We start from the raw sequence: 4,045 nt of genomic DNA on the forward strand, positions 1-4,045 counted from the left end.
CAAGGGAGCTTTCACGCCACTTGCGGGTGAGCCTTGTACCTTTAGTTCCCCCAGCAAGACTGCCTCTTATCAAACGCCTACAGCGGCTTCCAGAGAATCGGTTTTTCTCGCCCCTATCTTGAATAGTTAATCGGTGTTCTAGCAGAGAAGACGCCAGGAAAGCCGAGAATTTCTAGAGTGTGCGTAACAACAACTAATGCGAATTGTTCTGTTCCCAGCGTTAGCGCTAGCGAAGAACCAGCGTCAAGTTTTACGTCTAGACTCATCCGACAAACACAACCAAACAGGACTTGGAGAATCAACAACAATGGCAAATTCCGTTTTAAATCTATCTGACCTCAACGGTAGCAACGGCTTCGTGATTAACGGCATTAATGAGCGTGACTTCTTAGGCGGTTCCGTCAGCAGTGCCGGAGATATCAACGGCGACGGCTTCGATGACCTGATTATCGGGGCATTTCGTGCCGACCCCAACGGTCAGGTTGATGCAGGGTCAAGCTACGTGGTGTTTGGCACTAATAGTGGCTTTAGTGCCAGCCTCAACGTTTCCTCACTCAATGGCAGCAACGGCTTCGTGATTAACGGCAATGCAGGTGACGAATCAGGCAACTCCGTCAGCAGTGCAGGAGATATCAACGGCGATGGCTTCGATGACCTGATTATTGGGGCATCAGATGCCGACCCCAACGGTCAGGTTGATGCAGGGTCAAGCTACGTGGTGTTTGGCACTAATAGTGGCTTTAGTGCCAGCCTCGACCTCTCCTCTCTAAATGGCAGCAACGGCTTCGTGATTAACGGCAATGCAGGTGACGGCTCAGGCATATCTGTCAGCAGTGCAGGAGATATCAACGGCGACGGCTTTGATGACCTGATTATCGGGGCATACCGTGCGTCCCCCAACGGTCAGGATAGAGCCGGGTCAAGCTACGTGGTGTTTGGCACTAATAGTGGCTTTAGTGCCAGCCTCGACGTCTCCTCACTCAATGGCAGCAACGGCTTCGTGATTAACGGCATTAATAGGTTTGACTTATCAGGCTTCTCCGTCAGCAGTGCCGGAGATATCAACGGCGACGGCTTTGATGACCTGATTATCGGGGCAAGATATGCCGACCCCAACGGTCAGAATAGTTCCGGGTCAAGCTACGTGGTGTTTGGCACTAATAGTGGCTTTAGTGCCAGCCTCGACCTCTCCTCTCTAAATGGCAGCAACGGCTTTGTAATTAACGGCATTAATGTTGGTGACTTATCAGGCACCTCCGTCAGCAGTGCAGGAGATATCAACGGCGACGGCATTGATGACCTGATTATCGGGGCAAGAGGTGCCGACCCCAACGGTCAGGTTGATGCAGGGTCAAGCTACGTGGTGTTTGGCACTAATAGTGGCTTTAGTGCCAGCCTCGACGTCTCCTCACTCAATGGCAGCAACGGCTTCGTGATTAACGGCATTAATGCAGGTGACAACTCAGGCTTCTCCGTCAGCAGTGCAGGAGATATCAACGGCGACGGCATTGATGACCTGATTATCGGGGCAAGATATGCCGACCCCAACAGTCAAGAGAGAGCTGGGTCAAGCTACGTGGTGTTTGGCACTAATAGTGGCTTTGGTGCTGGCTTCGACCTCTCATCCCTGCATGGCAGTGAGGGCTTTGTAATTAACGGCATTAATGCAGGTGACAACTCAGGCACCTCCGTCAGCAGTGCCGGAGATATCAATGGCGACGGCTTCGATGACCTGATTATCGGGGCAAGATATGCCGACCCCTACAGACAGCAGAGTGCAGGGTCAAGCTACGTGGTCTTTGGGTTTGCATCTCCTACAGTTAATGACACAGCTACCACTGACGAAGACACTGCTGTTAATATTTCGGTTTTAGCTAATGACAACAACTCTCTAACGGTAACGGCTGTCAACGGTACGACAATTGTTGTTGGCACTGCCATTACCCTGAGTTCTGGTGCTTTAGTTACCCTGAATGCTGATGGTACCTTCACCTACGACCCTAATGCTCAATTTAATGCTTTGGCTGTAGGTGAAACAGCCACTGACAGCTTTACATACGCCATCAACGATGGCAGCGGCTTGACTAATACAGCTAGCATCAGCTTGAGCATTAACGGAGTGAATGATGCACTTAGCATCTCAGTTTTGAATCTCGACTCACTCAATGGCAGCAACGGCTTCGTGATTAACGGCATTAATAGGCGTGACCGCTCAGGCGCCTCCGTCAGCAATGCCGGAGATATCAATGGCGACGGCATCGATGACCTGATCATTGGAGCACCAAATGCCTTCCCCAATGGACAGACTCTTGCAGGCGAGAGCTACGTAGTGTTTGGTAGTAATAGTGGCTTTGGAGCTAGCCTCAATCTCTCCTCCCTCAATGGCAGCAACGGCTTCGTGATTAACGGTATTGGTCTCCTTGACTACTCAGGCACCTCCGTCAGCAGTGCAGGAGACGTCAACGGCGACGGCTTTGATGACCTGATTATCGGGACAAGTGGTCCCGACCCCAACGGACGAGTGGATAGAGGAGGGTCAAGCTACGTGGTGTTTGGCAGTAATAGTGGCTTTGGAGCCACCCTCAATCTCGACTCACTCAATGGCGGCAACGGCTTCGTGATTAACGGCACTACTAATGCATTGCGCGCCTCAGGCACCTCCGTCAGCAGTGCGGGAGACGTCAACGGCGACGGCTTTGATGACCTAATTATCGGGGCATTAGGTGCCTTTAGTTCCATCTCCAGCTATGTGGTGTTTGGCAGTAATAGTGGCTTTGGAGCTAGCTTCAATCTCTTTGACCTCAACGGTAGCAACGGCTTCGTAATTAACAACAATAATAATGATGATAACTTAGGCAACTCCGCCAGCAATGCGGGGGATATCAACGGGGACGGCTTTGATGACGTGATTATCAACACAAGTAGTCAAAACTACGTAGTGTTTGGTAGTAATAGTGGTTTTGGTGCCAGCTTCGACCTCTCCTCTCTCAATGGCAGCAACGGCTTCGTGATTAACAGCATTAATTCAGGTGACTTTTCAGGCTCATCCGTCAGCAATGCCGGGGATATCAACGGCGACGGCTTCGATGACCTGATTATCGGGGCAAGATATGCCGACCCCAACGGACAGGAGAATGCCGGGTCAAGCTACGTGGTGTTTGGCACTAATAGTGGGTTTAGTGCCAGCCTCGACCTCTCCTCTCTCAATGGCAGCAACGGCTTCGTGATTAACGGCATCAATGAATTTGACTTCTCAGGCGGCTCGGTCAGCAATGCCGGGGATATCAACGGCGACGGCTTCGATGACCTGATTATCGGGGTAAATCGTGCCGACCCCAACGGTCAAAATTATGCCGGGTCAAGCTACGTGGTGTTTGGCACTAATAGTGGCTTTAATGCCAGCCTCAACCTCTCCTCTCTCAATGGCAGCAACGGCTTGGTGATTAACGGCATTAATAGCGGTGACTTATCAGGCGGCTCGGTCAGCAGTGCCGGGGATATCAACGGTGACGGCTTCGATGACCTGATTATCGGGGCAACTGCTGCCTCCTCCAACGGACAGTATAGTCCAGGGTCAAGCTACGTGGTGTTTGGCTTTGCCACTGCGGCTACCACCAACGAAGATACTGCTGTTAACATCCTTGCTCAGAATATTCTCCGTAGATATTTTGATGTTGATGGCGATATCCTAAGTATTAATAGCTTCACCAACCCCACTAACGGCACACTCACGCTCAACGACAACGGCACTACAGACAACCCCAGCGATGACTTGTTCATCTACACTCCCAATGCCAACTACAACGGCACTGACAGTTTCGAGTTCACTGTTGGCGATGGTAATGGCGGTAGCATTACCAGTACTTTTAACCTCAACGTCAAGCCAGTCAATGATGCACCTGTAGCAGTTAATGATAGTGTTACTACTGCTTTTAATACTGCCGTGAATATCAAAGCTAGTACTCTGCTAGCTAATGATACTGACGTTGATAGCAGTAACTTCAGCATTACTGGTGTGAATGGTGCAACCCAAGGTACTGCTGTG

2 protein-coding genes are annotated in these 4,045 nt (G+C 50.8%); one reads left to right on the forward strand and one right to left on the reverse strand.

Annotated features, from left to right (window positions below; translation table 11 throughout):
* Nucleotides 1-113: 113 nt before the first annotated feature.
* Nucleotides 114-308 (reverse strand): hypothetical protein, encoded by a 195-nt coding sequence (locus IQ246_RS29045; protein WP_194006747.1) that lies wholly within the window; start codon nt 306-308, stop codon nt 114-116.
* Here IQ246_RS29045 and IQ246_RS29050 point away from each other — a divergent pair.
* A partial coding sequence (locus IQ246_RS29050) for an S-layer family protein (protein WP_194006748.1) occupies nt 308-4,045 on the forward strand: 3,738 nt, incomplete at its 3' end. The genes IQ246_RS29045 and IQ246_RS29050 overlap by 1 nt on opposite strands.

Origin of the sequence: aff. Roholtiella sp. LEGE 12411 (assembly GCF_015206995.1) — a bacterium.
Classification (GTDB): Bacteria; Cyanobacteriota; Cyanobacteriia; order Cyanobacteriales; family Nostocaceae; genus Komarekiella.